A 16,602-nucleotide genomic window follows, 5' to 3' on the forward strand; every position below is an offset into this window, starting at 1 on the left:
AGCTGGCTTGGTGAGTTCATCATGGCGCACCTTATGGCTGGCGTTATGTTTTAAGGAGAGTTATGAGGCATTTTCTGATAGTTTCATTCATAATGTTTTTTGTATCTGCGTGCTCATCAAGACAGGATGAATGTAATACAGTAAATAATTGTGCTGGTAAAGTCGTTAATAGGATTCAGCAAAATTTGATGCTAGAACAAGATTATTATGGCAAGAAAGCGGTTGTTAACCTCTCTTTAGACAATAATTCTAATCTTGAGTATGTTGAAGTAGTAGAAAACAATGGTGGGCCAAATTTCGAGAAAGCAATCATTAAAGCTGTTTCATCTACATTTCCATATGAGCAGCTGTTAAATTTGCCAGAAAGTGAGTACGCCGAATTTAGGGAAATAAAATTAACAATAACTCCCTTGAAGTAATGATGTATGTTTCAACGATGGTTGCTTTGAATGTTGGTGTAACTCAGTAGAAAGAAAACATAACAACACGCCCTGAGGTGGACGGTCAAGTCCCATAGACCACATTTTATTCACCTTATTTCGATGCTAAGTAGCCGATTATTGGTGACTTTTTCTCTGCTAGCATCGTGATGTACTTTGCTTCGTCGTAAAGGGTGTTTTCTTGCCAACATCGGAACAAAATGCGGCCCCATTTGTAAGCCAATGCACGTACCGCAGCATTGTGATGTTTGCCTCGTTCTATCTGTATTTGATAGTACGCTTTGGCCCATGCCGATGAACGGATACTTTGACCAGCCCATTCAACGAATGTCTGCCTGAGGAAGGTTGGGCATTGGAAGCGCCAGCGGACAATGCATGATTTTCCTGACCGTTGGGTCACGGGTGCAACACCGACATGGCAGAGCATTTCGGTGGCATTGGCATATTTATCTTTGTTGGTACCGAGGGCCGCCAATAGCCTTGCTGTGTTAATTTCTCCTGCACCTGGCAGTGACTTGAACAACTTATAATCGGTCATACTGCGTGTGAGTACTTTAATGCGTTGCTCAAACAGTTCGATGGAGGTAAGCAGGTTGCGAAGCTCACCAATCAGTGACGCTAAAAGCAACCGGCAGGGACGAATAACCGCCTGGTCATCAGTGAGTGGCACCAATGACTTTATGGCATCCACACGGTCTTTATTGACTTGCGGATAGCGAGAATTATGGTTTTCAAAAAAGCGGAACAGTACATCACGGCGAGTTGTTTTTGCCTTGGCTGGTTCAGGCCATTTAGTCAGAAAGTCACAGAAAATGATCGTGCCGATATCATCGAATAGCTCAAGTGGTTGAGGGTAATATCGCTTTAATACTGTTCTGATTTTGTTGGTTATTTTCACTCTTTGATTGACTTGCCGGCGTCTAAACTCGACAAGATCAGTCAGCTCTCTGACCTGTGGTGATTCTGGTTTAAGCACATTGAAATGATCGCCATGACGCTGGATTAAATCGAGGATCAATTTTGCATCAGTCGGATCGTCTTTAGCTCCCGATGGTGAGAAAGTATCACGATAGCGTTTTACCTGCTGGGGTGGGATTGGTACCTGGCAGACAAACTTGTATTGGCAGAGCTGGTTAAGCAATCTCACATTGCCACTTTCATAGGCAATGACGAGTGTTTTTTCCTCAAAATGTTGGTGAAGTTGGTGCAGCCAATCATGGATATGTTCAGGCTTAGAGCTGATGACATCATTGATACATTTGTCGCCGTCATAGTAGCAGACATCATGCTTTTTATCGGCCCAATCAAGGCCAATGAGGATGTACGAATCTGTGAGCTGAGAAACTAACATAATCACCTCGAGTTGCTACATTAAAAGTGGTGATGTGCATGCTGACTGACGTGTGAAGGCATTATAGTGTTCAGACTGAAAGTGCCCTGAGTATTCATCGACAGTGAGCAGCTGGCCTGCGCGGAAGGATTGTTATAGTCATCAAGTGACGGGCAATCTTATTCGTCACAGGCCAGTGCATATCCCTTCTTTATATGGTCTACAAGGAAAGGACTGTCCAACTATAATGCAATCAAGGTGATGCGTTTTACTCGGCGGTTTTGGTATAGAATTCGGTGCGCTTTGTTGGTTCAACGTGGCACACCTTATTGCGGGCGTTATGTGCTAAGGAACAATAATGATCGAAAATACAGTGAGATATATTTACTCGCTTCTTCTAGAACAGAAGTATGTTGAACTAGCACAATTTACTGGTGGTGTTCATTTTAGCGCAAATGAGATACAGGAAATCATAACTGAATATGGCTATCGGCCAGTATCATATCCAGATACTATTCCACTAGATGTTATTGAAATTGAAGGATGTTTACCAAAAGAGTGGAGTGTAGTCGCTCCAATTTTTACTATTGAAGAAGGTCTGTCAGATTTAAGTATCGAACTTACTTTAACTGAAAGTGAATCAGGTCTCTGCAAGGCTGAACTTGATAATATACGAGTTAGATAGAATCTCGCACATAACAAAGGCATCAAGGTGACTTGTTACACTCGGCAGTTTTGGTTTGGAGTTTGGTGTACTTGGTTAGTTGGTCGTGGCGCACCTTATGCCCGGCGTTAGAATGCATTTGGAGGCAGTCGTCATGGCATTAGATATTCACAGCGGATGGGATGTTGCCCATCATCATATTCATGAAGGTCTCATCCATCTGGGACAAGCTTACAAGCATAACCGCTACGTTTCACAAAAATATAAGAACTATAAAAATAATCATCATTGGAATGAATGTTTAGGTTCTTCAATGGAAGTTAGACAACACTTTATAAATGAAAATAAATTAAGCATTAAAGCTGCAATACTATTTCAAGCTGGTATTGAGGCATGGATATGTTGGGCGTATACAAAAGACCAATTCTCTGGTTTAAAAATACCTAGGCAGTTTAATAAAAAATGGGAAACAGCATTTTCTCATCTTGGAAGTGATTATGATTTTTCTGATTATGCTGACTTCTACAAAACAGTTAGAAACCCAATTGTTCATCCATCAACTCAAGCTGATGTTGAAAAAGTGGCAAGTGTATGGTGTAAGCCAGTTTATGACGGGATGAAATCTGGTTGGTCAGCTATGGCTGCTTTAAGTGCTTTATTGGGGCTGCCATTCGATCGGGATTCTTGGGGAATAATGTGTGAAATAAATGGTGTGCTTGATTCTGAATGTTTTAGCAAACTGAGCGATCTCCAGTCTTTAGAAAGGACCATGTTACATAGGCATCTTTCAGGTGCAAGAGGTGAGCTCGGGGGTGAGTGAAATGCATTCTAACAAAAGTATCAAGGTGACGCGTTACACTCGGCATTTTTGGTATGGAGTTCAGTGGATTTGGTGAGTTCACCGTGGCGCACCTTATCCTAGGCGTTAGGGCTCCGTATGGTGAAAAAATTAGCGTTATTTAAATAACTTAGGTAAGAGATTTAATGAGTGAATTTTTATCGAAAGATACCGCTTCATTGGTCAATGGTATTGCAAATTTAGCGTTGATAGGAAGTTTGATTGTAGGTGCAGCCTCGACTGCTCTTATTGTTTGGACTGGAAATATTAAGGAATCATACTTAGTTCAGGAGGTTTCAGAAGCAAATTTGACAGCAGAGATGGCGAAAGAAAATGCAGCAGTAGCAAATAATGAATCTATAAGAAATAAAGAAAAAGTTGAACAACTCAAAATCGAAGCGACTAATGCAAAAAATGAACTTGCCAAAACACAAGTTCGCCTGGCTAAAATGCAAGAAATTCGTCGTGTACCTCAAACTACAGTTGAGAAAATATGTCATTTTTTAGAGTCAAGTACTCTGGTTAACGATAACAAATTAAACTTACGTGTTGCCTCAGTTGCTGATGCTGAATCACAAATGTATGCAATGGATTTTTTGAGTCTTTTAAAAGCATGTAATGTTAATGTTTATCCAACGCCAAATGGTAATTTGCCAAACAAAATTGTTCAAGTTGAGCCAAGTAAATATGGTTTAATGTTTGCGGTCAAAAATATAGAAAACTCAAATCCTTTTATTTCCTTTCATACATTTCTTGATTCTGTAGGGATAAAAAGTGAGCTATATATTGATGAGTCGTTAAGAAATGGAGCCGCAGAGCTACATGTTTTAAAGAAACCAAGTAGTTAGAGCCCTAACAAGGCAATCAAGGTGATGCGTTATACTCGGCGGTTTTGGTGCGGAGTTCGGTGTGCTTTGTTGGTTCGGTGGGGCACACCTTATTGCAGGCGTTAGGCCCCAGTTTAAATTCAGTAGGTAGTAATGGATAGAAATAAAATACAGAAATATATTAATAATTACCGTCGACAACTGACACGCTATCTGCGTCCGGGATTTGGTCTATTGTGCAACGTGTACCCTGCTAAAAACGGTGCGATCTTAGAGTTCGTCATTGGAAATGAGTTGGTTAACGATGATATATACCACCCTGAACGCAAGAGTGTTGGAGATGCTTTAGGTCAAATTGAGCAAAGAGCATTTGGTGGTAATTTAAGTGGGTTTACCTTTAGTGGAACCAACACTATTTTAGAAAATAACCGGTTAATTTACATTAAAGACTCAACTTCTAAAGAGTGGGGTGATGCAGCAGTCAAAAAAGATGTTAACGCGGTCTTACCTAATTCCTCAGGGAGGAAATAGGTATGAAGTTTGGTGGAGTTGAGGGAACACCTGAAGAAATAAAGAACCACTTTGAAAATAATGGGTTAAACCCACTCGATTTTTTCGAGAAGCCTGAAGATAAACTTTCAAAGGTTTGGGTGGTTGTTCCTAGTGTGATTTTTGTACTCTGTTTTGGAGCATTAAACTTTGTACACGAAATTAGTGATAAATCGAAGTCATTTATCTTCCTCACTGGCCTGTGCGCTTGTGTTTGGACTGCTGTAAGTGTCCATATTCGTTTTAAGAGTGGCTGGGGAGCAGGTTCTATCATATTTATAGGTTTGTTGGTTATGTTGGTTGCTCTAGGGATCTTACAGCCAGCGCAGTTGCTAGATTACATTAAAGCGGCGAAGTAGTGGCCTAACAACACGCCCTGAGGTGGACGGTCAAGTCCCATAGACCACATTTTATTCACCTTATTTCGATGCTAAGTAGCCGATTATTGGTGACTTTTTCTCTGCTAGCATCGTGATGTACTTTGCTTCGTCGTAAAGGGTGTTTTCTTGCCAACATCGGAACAAAATGCGGCCCCATTTGTAAGCCAATGCACGTACCGCAGCATTGTGATGTTTGCCTCGTTCTATCTGTATTTGATAGTACGCTTTGGCCCATGCCGATGAACGGATACTTTGACCAGCCCATTCAACGAATGTCTGCCTGAGGAAGGTTGGGCATTGGAAGCGCCAGCGGACAATGCATGATTTTCCTGACCGTTGGGTCACGGGTGCAACACCGACATGGCAGAGCATTTCGGTGGCATTGGCATATTTATCTTTGTTGGTACCGAGGGCCGCCAATAGCCTTGCTGTGTTAATTTCTCCTGCACCTGGCAGTGACTTGAACAACTTATAATCGGTCATACTGCGTGTGAGTACTTTAATGCGTTGCTCAAACAGTTCGATGGAGGTAAGCAGGTTGCGAAGCTCACCAATCAGTGACGCTAAAAGCAACCGGCAGGGACGAATAACCGCCTGGTCATCAGTGAGTGGCACCAATGACTTTATGGCATCCACACGGTCTTTATTGACTTGCGGATAGCGAGAATTATGGTTTTCAAAAAAGCGGAACAGTACATCACGGCGAGTTGTTTTTGCCTTGGCTGGTTCAGGCCATTTAGTCAGAAAGTCACAGAAAATGATCGTGCCGATATCATCGAATAGCTCAAGTGGTTGAGGGTAATATCGCTTTAATACTGTTCTGATTTTGTTGGTTATTTTCACTCTTTGATTGACTTGCCGGCGTCTAAACTCGACAAGATCAGTCAGCTCTCTGACCTGTGGTGATTCTGGTTTAAGCACATTGAAATGATCGCCATGACGCTGGATTAAATCGAGGATCAATTTTGCATCAGTCGGATCGTCTTTAGCTCCCGATGGTGAGAAAGTATCACGATAGCGTTTTACCTGCTGGGGTGGGATTGGTACCTGGCAGACAAACTTGTATTGGCAGAGCTGGTTAAGCAATCTCACATTGCCACTTTCATAGGCAATGACGAGTGTTTTTTCCTCAAAATGTTGGTGAAGTTGGTGCAGCCAATCATGGATATGTTCAGGCTTAGAGCTGATGACATCATTGATACATTTGTCGCCGTCATAGTAGCAGACATCATGCTTTTTATCGGCCCAATCAAGGCCAATGAGGATGTACGAATCTGTGAGCTGAGAAACTAACATAATCACCTCGAGTTGCTACATTAAAAGTGGTGATGTGCATGCTGACTGACGTGTGAAGGCATTATAGTGTTCAGACTGAAAGTGCCCTGAGTATTCATCGACAGTGAGCAGCTGGCCTGCGCGGAAGGATTGTTATAGTCATCAAGTGACGGGCAATCTTATTCGTCACAGGCCAGTGCATATCCCTTCTTTATATGGTCTACAAGGAAAGGACTGTCCAACTATAAAGGCATCAAGGTGACGCTTTACACTCGGCAGTTTTGGTTTGAAGTGTAATTGGTTTTGTAAGTACAGCGTTGGCGCACCTTATGCCAAGCGTTAAGCGGCTTTTATGAGTTCGGAGATAACAATGAGTGAAGCTAATAATTTTTTAAGTACCGCACGAGATTGCTCATTGTGGCTGCACAAAGCAAATGCTCTGTTCACGAGCGGGGAGTGTCTATACAAGCAATCAGGTGAACTTCTCATTGAGTTAGGTGAGGTCGCTGATACCCATGATGGACATAATGATAGACTCCAATGTTCATTAGACCTAATGATGTCTGCAAAGCTGTTATATGGGTATGCGCTTGAAACTCTTCTAAAGGGAATTCTTCTTCAAACTAAACCTGAACGTGTCGAATTTGATATTAAAGCTGATGGTATTGGTAATGTGCTTGAGGCCAAAATAACCCAAATTGGTGTGCCAATGAGTAAAGGTCATGATTTAGGAGTACTTGCAAAAGAAGTAGGGCTACTTGAGAGGCTTTCAGATCCAAAACAAGCTAAGCAAACGTTGCAGCATTTGACTGAGTGTGTCCAGTGGCGTTCACGATATCCAGCGCCACAAGACTCAAAGAAAAACCGTGCCTTAACCTCTCAGCAGATGACTGATTATATGCTGTTTAAGTTTCGTGACTTTTATATGCCAATATACAATGAAGCCTTGAACATTCTTGACGAAAGTATCTATTAATCAGCCGCTTAACAAAGGCATCAAGGTGACACGTTACACTCGGCAGTTTTGGTATGAAGTTCAGTGCGCTTGGTAAGTTTGGTGTTGGTGCACCTTATGCCAGGCGTTATATTTTCAAGGAGAGTTATGAAGTATCTTCATTATTATGACGAAAGACTGACGAGGATTCACGATTTCTCATACCTTAAGTTTATTTTCATCATATACGCGTTGATGTGTACATGGTCACGTCTAACTCATGATCTGATGTTGTCACTTTCAACAACAATCGATCATTATGTGGGAAGTGATTTGAGAATCATTTATTCCTATGGTGAATTATGGCAAGAAATTGATTACTTGGGGTTGATAGTAATAGCACCAGTGTTAGAAACTATTCTCTTTCAAGGGATCGTTCAGAATATAACGCGTAAATTTACGAAAGGTATTTTGTTCTCCCTGCTTGTGACGACTACCCTGTTTGCTTTAATTCATATACCCAATAATTTGGCAAATGCAGTTAATGCACTTGGATTAGGTTTTGCTTTTGCAATTACGTATGAATACTTTAGGGTACGAAAGGGACATTGGATTGCAACAGTAGTCACTATAATTTTACACGCATTTTGGAACTCAACTCTTGCATATTCATTCTTTCCAGAAAAGCTGATGAGCTAATGTGAGAAATAAAAATATAACAATGCAATCAAGGTGATGCATTACACTCGGCGGTTTTGGTATGGGGTTCGGTGCGCTTTGTTGGTTCAGTGGGGCACACCTTATTGCGGGCGTTAGGCATCTTGAAAAGCTACTTTTTGATCTGGTCGTGACTGCATCGCTCAAGAACGGGAAATCTCCAGCCAATCGTTCATCGCATGGCTGTCCATAAAATACGGTGAACCGCAGGTTGTTTCGTTCATTGCTGCCTTTGGGCACGTCACTAAAGCATCGCGCTATTCATCGTTACCTCGCAGTGAAAGGCTTGTCGGTGCCTCAGCCAATCAGTCCGGTGATACAGCCTCAAGAAGCATCTCAGTAGGTTGTCATGCAAATATATTTGGTTCAAGATGTTGAAAGTAATCATAAAGAAGTAAGATTTTAGATTGCTGTATCCCACGATTAGTGACAGGATGCGTTGAGAGTTCGTCGGCCAAGTTGGGCTTTCACACGTGGAAATGCCTAACAAAAACATCAAGGTGACGCGTTACACTCGGCGGTTTTGGTATGGAGTTCGGTGCGCTTGGAAGGTTAGTCGTGGCGCACCTTATGTTCGGCGTTATACATTCTCTAGTTGGGGTTTAGATGATTGAGATCGAATTCAGTATTTGGATGGCTACAAAAGAGAAGTGGGTTCATTTAACTAAAATCATCAAATTTCCAGTTGTGCCTCGTGTTGGAGAGTATGTGAAGTTCCAATCCAAATCGTTAGGTGACTACTTTGCTTGGAAAGTAACCGAAGTAACATATAGGGAAAGCGGTACGATAGAGGTTTGGACTGAGTTGCTCGACAATGTTGATAACCGCATGTACTCGTTCGAGGAAGATGCAGAATTGCAAGAGTACCTAACGGCCTATAAATCGGAAGGTTGGGAAGCTCTTCAGGGGGTTAAAGTCAATACACACTGGCTTGGTAAAAATGTATAACAAACGCATCAAACATCGCCCCCTTCGGGGGCTGGACTCGCAAAATACGCTCGCCGTTTATGCGAAACGTTATGGCTCTTAACGATCTGTAGTTATCATGGCTTGGTTCACCAATAGCGGCAGTTTCATCAATATCTTATCAGTCGCAATGCAGTGAAAATCGTTCAGCGATTATTGCGGTTTGCAGTCTGGCGCTGACAAATTTCATTGCCAATTCTGTTTCGAATATCCCGAATTCTCTGGCCGCAATTTGTCATTATGTGATGATGGTTTTTACGCAGGTTGCGGTTAGCTGCTTGGTGGTTACTAGGTTCTTTTTCCTCAGTGGCTTTTGGTTGCTCAAGTCCGAGTGCCGCAACAAAGCATTGGCATCTGGTTGGCGGTTAGTTTCTCGTTTACTAAGTCGCTTTAAGATTTATTACCAATGAAATTCCGATGTTGTTGCCGCTACCTTGCATGATGAAGAGCAAGCCCTCAGAATGCTGGGAGTTAAGCGAAAAAAAGCAAGTAAATCAAAAGGTTTTGCGCCATAACAAGGCAATCAAGGTGATGCGTTACACTCGGCGGTTTTGGTACGGAGTTCGGTGCGCTTTGCTGGCTCAGTGGGGCACACCTTATTGCAGGCGTTATGTTTCCTTTGATTTCTACGTATAACATCTTCGATTTAAGGTATGAGTATAGGGGAGGTATCTTGGGAAGTGGGGTGGATGAAAAGCTAAGTGTATGTGATGAATGCGGTAGTTGTTTTGTACTGTCGAAATCGTCAATGAAGTCGCTATGCCCCGAGTGTGCACATTATTTATACGGATATGACAGCTGCTTACATATTTTTGAAAAAGGGCAATGTTCTATCTGTAAATGGAATGGTGCAACATCTCCATATATAGAGAAACTTAGGGCTTTAGAAAGCAAGCAAAATGAGTAAACATAAAGCGGTGATATGTTTTCTGGAGAGTTGTGTGGAACATTAAAATTAATTGAGGTCTTCTTCACAAATACCGTAGCTATGAAATGATAAATGGCTGAGTCTCTTCTTGATGGGGAGCGTTTTGATTCTTGTTACGAGCTTGAGAACACTGAATAGTAAAGTTGCATGTTGTTCAGGGATAAATATCAGAAGAAGAAAGCTATAAGCACTATAAAATTAGTTTTAATGAAATCGAGAGGTTTGAGCTTGATCAGTAAGTTACACAGCGGAAACATAACAAGGCCATCAAGGTGATGCGTTACACTCGGCGGTTTTGGTATGGAGTTCGGTGGACTTTGCTGATTCGGTGGGGCACACCTTATGGCTGGCGTTATGCCGCTCTTTTAGTTGGTAACAGCCCTCAGGCTTTATCACACAGATACATAATTTCTCCGGCCATTCGCTCATCGCAAGGCTGTCCAGACAGTCCGGGGAAATGCAGGTTGTTTCGTTTTTTGCTGCCTTAGGCTTTGGCAATGAACCACCGCATTAAACGTCGTTACTCTGCAGAAAACGAATTGTCGTTTCCTTTGGTTATCAAAATGGTGTCGCAGCCCAAGCCAGACTTCATCAGGGTGACATGCAAGTTGGTATGGCTCAAAGTCGCTGGAAGTCAGTGCTAAAATTGACTTTCTAAGTTGCTGTAGTTTAAATGATTTTTGTCGCACTGGATAATTGAGCGGCCAAGTAGGGGACGGATTAATGGATAAGGCAGCATAACAAACCACACCATGTCGACCCGTTACACTCGGCATTTTTGGTATGACTTTGCCTTGGTGTAAACGGTATTCAATTTCGGCATCTGCGTTACGGGCGCATGTGCTCAGCGTTACACCTAAAGGAGAGATATGAAACTTCCTCAATTTAAATATCATCCATTTCCATTAAAAACAGGTGCCATAGAAACATCCGAGAATGAATGTGAATGCTGTGGAAAGCAAACTGGATACATTTATACAGGGCCAGTTTACTCTGAAGAAGAACTGGATGATTGTATTTGTCCTTGGTGTATTGCCGATGGTTCTGCAAGCAAAAAATTTGATGCTGAATTTACTGATCCTGATGGTATAGGTGATTATGGTTCATGGGATAGTGTGTCTGAGGATGTTGTTCTTGAGGTTTCTACGAGAACTCCAGGCTTTTGTGGCTGGCAACAAGAACGGTGGTGGACACATTGCCATGACGCAGGTGAGTTTTTAGGTGCTGCCGGAACAAGCCAAGTACTGGAAATTGGTGGTGAGCTTATTGATGCCTTAAAAGCTGACACTCGATTAGAAGGTGCTGAGTGGGACAATTTCTGTTCATCTTTATCACAAGATGGTTCTCCTACAGCATATATATTTCGCTGTACCAAATGTGGAGTATATGGCGGGTATGTCGACTGTGATTAAGGTGTAACAAGGCCATCAAGGTGATGCGTTACACTCGGCATTTTTGGTTTGAAGTGCGGTGCGCTTTGCTAGTTCAGTGGGGCACACCTTATGGCTGGCGTTAGGCATGCTGAAGAGCGATCCTGTTTTTATTGGTTATTTCTTCGCTCAAGAACGGTGCCACAAAGGTCATTCGTCCATCGCAAGGCTGTCCATAAAGTATGGCGAAATCCAGGTTGTGTTTTTCGTTGTTGCCTTTAAATCCGGCAATGAACCATCGCATTATTCAACGTTACAATGAAATGAATGGATTGTTGGTTGCTTTGCCTATCAGTCCGGTGATGCAGCCCTAAAAAACACGTCATCAGGTTGTCATGCAAATGTATTTGGTTCAAAGCGTTGATAGTTCATGGGAAAATAGAATTTCGAGGTTGTTGTGTCCCATGTTTGAAGATGGGGTGCGTTGAGAGTTCACCTCCCAAGTTAGGACAGCGCACATGGAAATGCCTAACAAAGGCATCAAGGTGACTTGTTACACTCGGCAGTTTTGGTATGGAGTTTGGTGCACTTGGTGGGTTAGTCGTGGCGCACCTTATGCCCGGCGTTATGGCGCAAGGGCGAACAGGCAACATGGCGGTCGTTTGCTGTTCAGTGAGTCAAGCTTAGCAGCTACTGAGTCGTTCCTTTTAGGCGATATATCTGAACGCTTTCCGGTATAACGAACTGTGGCATTGATTGGTCTTGTTCGCAGCACGCTTGATTTTACAGCAGCATACGCTGTTGGATACTCCAGAAACTTCATCGAAAGGTAACTATCAATTTTGGCTTTGGGTTATCAAACTTCAATTCTTAGCAATTTTCTCCGTTAACTCTGATTTCTACCTGATAGTAAAGAGCTGTTCTTTCTCAAATTAATCATAAATTTGTTAAACAAATCATAAAGTAACGATTACTATCCTGCATGGATTCGGGTTGTTGCGTATGATATTCAGCTATTAAGCAGGAAACCCTGTAGCGGTAGCGTGCATGATGGCTGGGTAGGGTACTTTAAGCGCGCCATAACAAGGCCATCAAGTGTGACGCATTACACTCGGCAGTTTTGGTTTGAAGTTCAGTTGGCTTGGTGAGTTCTGTGGGGCGCACCTTATGGCTGGCGTTATATTGCTAGAGAACTATCTATGGAACCAATAGAAGCATACTCACTATACATTCTTGGTAAGCTTTCAAGCGAAAAAATAGTTATGTTGGCTAATTCGTGGCTAGAGAAAGGATTGTTTACCGACTCGCTAAATGACCTCTGTTGGGAAGATTCTCCGATCATGGCTGATGTTGGGCCAATGTTCGAGAAGGCTATCGAAGAGTTGAACATCAACAGAATGAGCCGTTTTGAAGCGGCGAATAAACTAATAGAATTAACTCTTACTCGTATCATCAATTCAGAGATTGAGCCTGATGTTGGTGCAACATTTTTGTATTATGACGTGCATCATGAAATAAATGATGAGTATCCTGACAAAGAGTTTATGGGTGATAGCTTGGGGTTGGAGCATGTTTTTTGCTGGCTTAGAGAAATTTGGGATTGCAGAGATGGTTCAATGATTCTTTATCATACAGATTTACCTAGGAATGATGCAGAAGCTAAATTTAACGAGCATTTAATTGAAGAAGCTCAAAAATGGTTGGCAACCGCAATATAACAACACGCCCTGAGGTGGACGGTCAAGTCCCATAGACCACATTTTATTCACCTTATTTCGATGCTAAGTAGCCGATTATTGGTGACTTTTTCTCTGCTAGCATCGTGATGTACTTTGCTTCGTCGTAAAGGGTGTTTTCTTGCCAACATCGGAACAAAATGCGGCCCCATTTGTAAGCCAATGCACGTACCGCAGCATTGTGATGTTTGCCTCGTTCTATCTGTATTTGATAGTACGCTTTGGCCCATGCCGATGAACGGATACTTTGACCAGCCCATTCAACGAATGTCTGCCTGAGGAAGGTTGGGCATTGGAAGCGCCAGCGGACAATGCATGATTTTCCTGACCGTTGGGTCACGGGTGCAACACCGACATGGCAGAGCATTTCGGTGGCATTGGCATATTTATCTTTGTTGGTACCGAGGGCCGCCAATAGCCTTGCTGTGTTAATTTCTCCTGCACCTGGCAGTGACTTGAACAACTTATAATCGGTCATACTGCGTGTGAGTACTTTAATGCGTTGCTCAAACAGTTCGATGGAGGTAAGCAGGTTGCGAAGCTCACCAATCAGTGACGCTAAAAGCAACCGGCAGGGACGAATAACCGCCTGGTCATCAGTGAGTGGCACCAATGACTTTATGGCATCCACACGGTCTTTATTGACTTGCGGATAGCGAGAATTATGGTTTTCAAAAAAGCGGAACAGTACATCACGGCGAGTTGTTTTTGCCTTGGCTGGTTCAGGCCATTTAGTCAGAAAGTCACAGAAAATGATCGTGCCGATATCATCGAATAGCTCAAGTGGTTGAGGGTAATATCGCTTTAATACTGTTCTGATTTTGTTGGTTATTTTCACTCTTTGATTGACTTGCCGGCGTCTAAACTCGACAAGATCAGTCAGCTCTCTGACCTGTGGTGATTCTGGTTTAAGCACATTGAAATGATCGCCATGACGCTGGATTAAATCGAGGATCAATTTTGCATCAGTCGGATCGTCTTTAGCTCCCGATGGTGAGAAAGTATCACGATAGCGTTTTACCTGCTGGGGTGGGATTGGTACCTGGCAGACAAACTTGTATTGGCAGAGCTGGTTAAGCAATCTCACATTGCCACTTTCATAGGCAATGACGAGTGTTTTTTCCTCAAAATGTTGGTGAAGTTGGTGCAGCCAATCATGGATATGTTCAGGCTTAGAGCTGATGACATCATTGATACATTTGTCGCCGTCATAGTAGCAGACATCATGCTTTTTATCGGCCCAATCAAGGCCAATGAGGATGTACGAATCTGTGAGCTGAGAAACTAACATAATCACCTCGAGTTGCTACATTAAAAGTGGTGATGTGCATGCTGACTGACGTGTGAAGGCATTATAGTGTTCAGACTGAAAGTGCCCTGAGTATTCATCGACAGTGAGCAGCTGGCCTGCGCGGAAGGATTGTTATAGTCATCAAGTGACGGGCAATCTTATTCGTCACAGGCCAGTGCATATCCCTTCTTTATATGGTCTACAAGGAAAGGACTGTCCAACTATAAAAACATCAAGGTGACGCGTTACACTCGGCGGTTTTGGTATGAAGTTCGGTGCGCTTTGCTTGTTTAGTGGGGCACACCTTATTGCAGGCGTTACCTGCGCTTAATTTGCTCCTGTGCATGTTCTTGTACAAGTCTAAATATTGAGTTAAACTTGTGCAATAGCGTGTACAACTTAAATTGAGGTTAATTATGCGTATTGTTTCTTTTACTGAAGCAAGGAATGGTCTGAAATCAGTGCTAGATGGTGTCGTTAACGATGCTGATTGCACTGTTATCACTCGCCGAGATTCCGAAGATGCGGTTGTTATGTCAATGGATTATTACAACAGTCTTATGGAAACCGTTCATTTACTTAAATCACCGGCAAATGCTGCTCACTTAAACAAATCAATTGAGCAGTTTAAAGCGGGCAAGGTAACGGAACGAGATATCATCGATGAGTAGAATGTTGGCTTGGACTGATGCAGCTTGGGATGATTACTTGTACTGGCAAAGTCAGGATAAGAAAACTCTCAAGCGCATTAACAAATTAATCGTAGATACAAAACGTTCACCTTTTGAAGGGATTGGTAAACCTGAAGCCCTGAAAGAGAATTTATCTGGCTTCTGGTCTCGACGTATAGACGAATCTAATCGTCTTGTTTATGCCGTTGACGATATTCACATCACCATCATTTCTTGCCGCTATCACTATCAAGCATAATACTCTCGAATCCGCCGCACAGGTAACAACATCAAGGTGACGCTTTACACTCGGCGGTTTTGGTATGGAGTTCGGTGTTCTTTGCTAGTTCAGTGGGGCGCACCTTATGTTCGGCGTTAGGCATGCTGAAGAGCGATCCTGTTTTTATTGGTTATTTCTTCGCTCAAGAACGGTGCCACAAAGGTCATTCGTCCATCGCAAGGCTGTCCATAAAGTATGGCGAAATCCAGGTTGTGTTTTTCGTTGTTGCCTTTAAATCCGGCAATGAACCATCGCATTATTCAACGTTACAATGAAATGAATGGATTGTTGGTTGCTTTGCCTATCAGTCCGGTGATGCAGCCCTAAAAAACACGTCATCAGGTTGTCATGCAAATGTATTTGGTTCAAAGCGTTGATAGTTCATGGGAAAATAGAATTTCGAGGTTGTTGTGTCCCATGTTTGAAGATGGGGTGCGTTGAGAGTTCACCTCCCAAGTTAGGACAGCGCACATGGAAATGCCTAACAAAGGCATCAAGGTGACTTGTTACACTCGGCAGTTTTGGTATGGAGTTTGGTGCACTTGGTGGGTTAGTCGTGGCGCACCTTATGCCCGGCGTTATGGCGCAAGGGCGAACAGGCAACATGGCGGTCGTTTGCTGTTCAGTGAGTCAAGCTTAGCAGCTACTGAGTCGTTCCTTTTAGGCGATATATCTGAACGCTTTCCGGTATAACGAACTGTGGCATTGATTGGTCTTGTTCGCAGCACGCTTGATTTTACAGCAGCATACGCTGTTGGATACTCCAGAAACTTCATCGAAAGGTAACTATCAATTTTGGCTTTGGGTTATCAAACTTCAATTCTTAGCAATTTTCTCCGTTAACTCTGATTTCTACCTGATAGTAAAGAGCTGTTCTTTCTCAAATTAATCATAAATTTGTTAAACAAATCATAAAGTAACGATTACTATCCTGCATGGATTCGGGTTGTTGCGTATGATATTCAGCTATTAAGCAGGAAACCCTGTAGCGGTAGCGTGCATGATGGCTGGGTAGGGTACTTTAAGCGCGCCATAACAAGGCCATCAAGTGTGACGCATTACACTCGGCAGTTTTGGTTTGAAGTTCAGTTGGCTTGGTGAGTTCTGTGGGGCGCACCTTATGGCTGGCGTTATGCACCTAGAGCAAAGTATCTTTGTGCTTGAAAATTCACCGCTTGATACCAAGATGCCTTCAACCATTCGTTTATCGCAAGGCTGCCGTTTGGCATCGTAGATAAGCTAGTTGAAGGTTTCGCTGTTGTCTTTGAGAGCGAACCGTCAGGCTCTCGTTTAACACCCTTTTTGTTCCGTGGTTTCAGGAATTGGCGATCCCTCTAGCTTTCAGCTTCAGCGTAGGGCAGCCAATTCAGTTTGGTATCAGGCAGGTAAGAAAGCTTGGTTGGCTC

16 protein-coding genes are annotated in these 16,602 nt (G+C 42.8%); 13 read left to right on the forward strand and 3 right to left on the reverse strand.

The annotated features are described in order from the left end of the window. The first annotated feature begins 188 nt into the window (after positions 1-188). On the forward strand, positions 189-419 hold the full coding sequence (locus AC51G0_RS27760) for a hypothetical protein (protein WP_496302796.1): 231 nt from the start codon (positions 189-191) through the stop codon (positions 417-419). A gap of 115 nt (positions 420-534) precedes the next feature. Here the strand turns inward: AC51G0_RS27760 and AC51G0_RS27765 are convergent, their stop codons facing one another. After that, positions 535-1,791 (reverse strand): IS110 family RNA-guided transposase, encoded by a 1,257-nt coding sequence (locus AC51G0_RS27765; protein ID WP_496302786.1) that lies wholly within the window; start codon positions 1,789-1,791, stop codon positions 535-537. A 337-nt stretch (positions 1,792-2,128) separates the two neighbouring features. On the opposite strand from AC51G0_RS27765, the gene AC51G0_RS27770 reads away from it, so the two are divergent. From AC51G0_RS27770 to AC51G0_RS27790, 5 genes are all read left to right on the forward strand, one after another. After that, entirely contained in the window at positions 2,129-2,455 is a 327-nt protein-coding gene (locus tag AC51G0_RS27770) for a DUF7668 domain-containing protein (protein WP_496302797.1), read from the forward strand. Positions 2,456-2,588: 133 nt separating this feature from the next. After that, positions 2,589-3,254, forward strand: coding sequence for a hypothetical protein (locus tag AC51G0_RS27775; protein WP_496302798.1), 666 nt, complete (start codon positions 2,589-2,591; stop codon positions 3,252-3,254). Positions 3,255-3,418: 164 nt separating this feature from the next. After that, the gene (locus AC51G0_RS27780) at positions 3,419-4,120 is read left to right on the forward strand and encodes a hypothetical protein (RefSeq protein ID WP_496302799.1); all 702 of its coding nucleotides are present in this window, start codon (positions 3,419-3,421) and stop codon (positions 4,118-4,120) included. 132 nt (positions 4,121-4,252) lie between these two features. Beyond that, complete coding sequence (locus AC51G0_RS27785) at positions 4,253-4,630, forward strand: hypothetical protein (protein WP_496302800.1); 378 nt, start codon at positions 4,253-4,255, stop codon at positions 4,628-4,630. A gap of 2 nt (positions 4,631-4,632) precedes the next feature. Then, complete coding sequence (locus tag AC51G0_RS27790; protein ID WP_496302801.1) at positions 4,633-5,007, forward strand: hypothetical protein; 375 nt, start codon at positions 4,633-4,635, stop codon at positions 5,005-5,007. A 60-nt stretch (positions 5,008-5,067) separates the two neighbouring features. Here the strand turns inward: AC51G0_RS27790 and AC51G0_RS27795 are convergent, their stop codons facing one another. Then, on the reverse strand, positions 5,068-6,324 hold the full coding sequence (locus AC51G0_RS27795; protein WP_496302786.1) for an IS110 family RNA-guided transposase: 1,257 nt from the start codon (positions 6,322-6,324) through the stop codon (positions 5,068-5,070). Between the two features lie 349 nt (positions 6,325-6,673). Here AC51G0_RS27795 and AC51G0_RS27800 point away from each other — a divergent pair, with 349 nt between their 5' ends. The 5 genes from AC51G0_RS27800 (at position 6,674) to AC51G0_RS27820 (ending at position 12,936) form a co-directional block, all read left to right on the forward strand. Then, the gene (locus AC51G0_RS27800) at positions 6,674-7,279 is read left to right on the forward strand and encodes a hypothetical protein (protein ID WP_496302802.1); all 606 of its coding nucleotides are present in this window, start codon (positions 6,674-6,676) and stop codon (positions 7,277-7,279) included. 126 nt (positions 7,280-7,405) lie between these two features. Next, on the forward strand, positions 7,406-7,936 hold the full coding sequence (locus tag AC51G0_RS27805; protein ID WP_496302803.1) for a CPBP family intramembrane glutamic endopeptidase: 531 nt from the start codon (positions 7,406-7,408) through the stop codon (positions 7,934-7,936). 624 nt (positions 7,937-8,560) lie between these two features. Continuing rightward, positions 8,561-8,902, forward strand: a complete 342-nt coding sequence (locus tag AC51G0_RS27810) for a hypothetical protein (protein WP_496302804.1) — start codon at positions 8,561-8,563, stop codon at positions 8,900-8,902. 1,815 nt (positions 8,903-10,717) lie between these two features. Further along, entirely contained in the window at positions 10,718-11,260 is a 543-nt protein-coding gene (locus AC51G0_RS27815) for a CbrC family protein (RefSeq protein WP_496302805.1), read from the forward strand. Positions 11,261-12,417: 1,157 nt separating this feature from the next. Then, entirely contained in the window at positions 12,418-12,936 is a 519-nt protein-coding gene (locus AC51G0_RS27820; RefSeq protein ID WP_496302806.1) for a hypothetical protein, read from the forward strand. Between the two features lie 52 nt (positions 12,937-12,988). Here AC51G0_RS27820 and AC51G0_RS27825 read toward each other — a convergent pair whose 3' ends face one another. Next, complete coding sequence (locus tag AC51G0_RS27825) at positions 12,989-14,245, reverse strand: IS110 family RNA-guided transposase (RefSeq protein WP_496302786.1); 1,257 nt, start codon at positions 14,243-14,245, stop codon at positions 12,989-12,991. Positions 14,246-14,661: 416 nt separating this feature from the next. Here AC51G0_RS27825 and AC51G0_RS27830 point away from each other — a divergent pair, with 416 nt between their 5' ends. Then, the gene (locus AC51G0_RS27830; RefSeq protein ID WP_303558021.1) at positions 14,662-14,916 is read left to right on the forward strand and encodes a type II toxin-antitoxin system Phd/YefM family antitoxin; all 255 of its coding nucleotides are present in this window, start codon (positions 14,662-14,664) and stop codon (positions 14,914-14,916) included. Next, positions 14,909-15,175 carry a Txe/YoeB family addiction module toxin gene (locus tag AC51G0_RS27835; protein WP_160658429.1) on the forward strand — a complete coding sequence of 89 codons (267 nt, stop codon included), beginning with the start codon at positions 14,909-14,911 and terminating at the stop codon, positions 15,173-15,175. Before AC51G0_RS27830 ends, AC51G0_RS27835 begins: the two co-directional genes overlap by 8 nt. The last annotated feature ends 1,427 nt before the right edge of the window (positions 15,176-16,602 follow it).

Source organism: Photobacterium sp. HL06 (genome assembly GCF_059552575.1).

What these genes read in the sequence shown, in the direction of transcription:
- AC51G0_RS27800 (WP_496302802.1), top strand. Translation starts at nt 6,674, where the DNA reads ATGAGTGAAGCTAATAATTTTTTAAGTACCGCACGAGATTGCTCATTG.
- AC51G0_RS27795 (WP_496302786.1), bottom strand. Translation starts at nt 6,324, where the DNA reads ATGTTAGTTTCTCAGCTCACAGATTCGTACATCCTCATTGGCCTTGAT.
- AC51G0_RS27820 (WP_496302806.1), top strand. Translation starts at nt 12,418, where the DNA reads ATGGAACCAATAGAAGCATACTCACTATACATTCTTGGTAAGCTTTCA.
- AC51G0_RS27785 (WP_496302800.1), top strand. Translation starts at nt 4,253, where the DNA reads ATGGATAGAAATAAAATACAGAAATATATTAATAATTACCGTCGACAA.
- AC51G0_RS27770 (WP_496302797.1), top strand. Translation starts at nt 2,129, where the DNA reads ATGATCGAAAATACAGTGAGATATATTTACTCGCTTCTTCTAGAACAG.
- AC51G0_RS27830 (WP_303558021.1), top strand. Translation starts at nt 14,662, where the DNA reads ATGCGTATTGTTTCTTTTACTGAAGCAAGGAATGGTCTGAAATCAGTG.
- AC51G0_RS27775 (WP_496302798.1), top strand. Translation starts at nt 2,589, where the DNA reads ATGGCATTAGATATTCACAGCGGATGGGATGTTGCCCATCATCATATT.
- AC51G0_RS27815 (WP_496302805.1), top strand. Translation starts at nt 10,718, where the DNA reads ATGAAACTTCCTCAATTTAAATATCATCCATTTCCATTAAAAACAGGT.
- AC51G0_RS27810 (WP_496302804.1), top strand. Translation starts at nt 8,561, where the DNA reads ATGATTGAGATCGAATTCAGTATTTGGATGGCTACAAAAGAGAAGTGG.
- AC51G0_RS27835 (WP_160658429.1), top strand. Translation starts at nt 14,909, where the DNA reads ATGAGTAGAATGTTGGCTTGGACTGATGCAGCTTGGGATGATTACTTG.
- AC51G0_RS27780 (WP_496302799.1), top strand. Translation starts at nt 3,419, where the DNA reads ATGAGTGAATTTTTATCGAAAGATACCGCTTCATTGGTCAATGGTATT.
- AC51G0_RS27760 (WP_496302796.1), top strand. Translation starts at nt 189, where the DNA reads ATGCTAGAACAAGATTATTATGGCAAGAAAGCGGTTGTTAACCTCTCT.
- AC51G0_RS27790 (WP_496302801.1), top strand. Translation starts at nt 4,633, where the DNA reads ATGAAGTTTGGTGGAGTTGAGGGAACACCTGAAGAAATAAAGAACCAC.
- AC51G0_RS27825 (WP_496302786.1), bottom strand. Translation starts at nt 14,245, where the DNA reads ATGTTAGTTTCTCAGCTCACAGATTCGTACATCCTCATTGGCCTTGAT.
- AC51G0_RS27765 (WP_496302786.1), bottom strand. Translation starts at nt 1,791, where the DNA reads ATGTTAGTTTCTCAGCTCACAGATTCGTACATCCTCATTGGCCTTGAT.
- AC51G0_RS27805 (WP_496302803.1), top strand. Translation starts at nt 7,406, where the DNA reads ATGAAGTATCTTCATTATTATGACGAAAGACTGACGAGGATTCACGAT.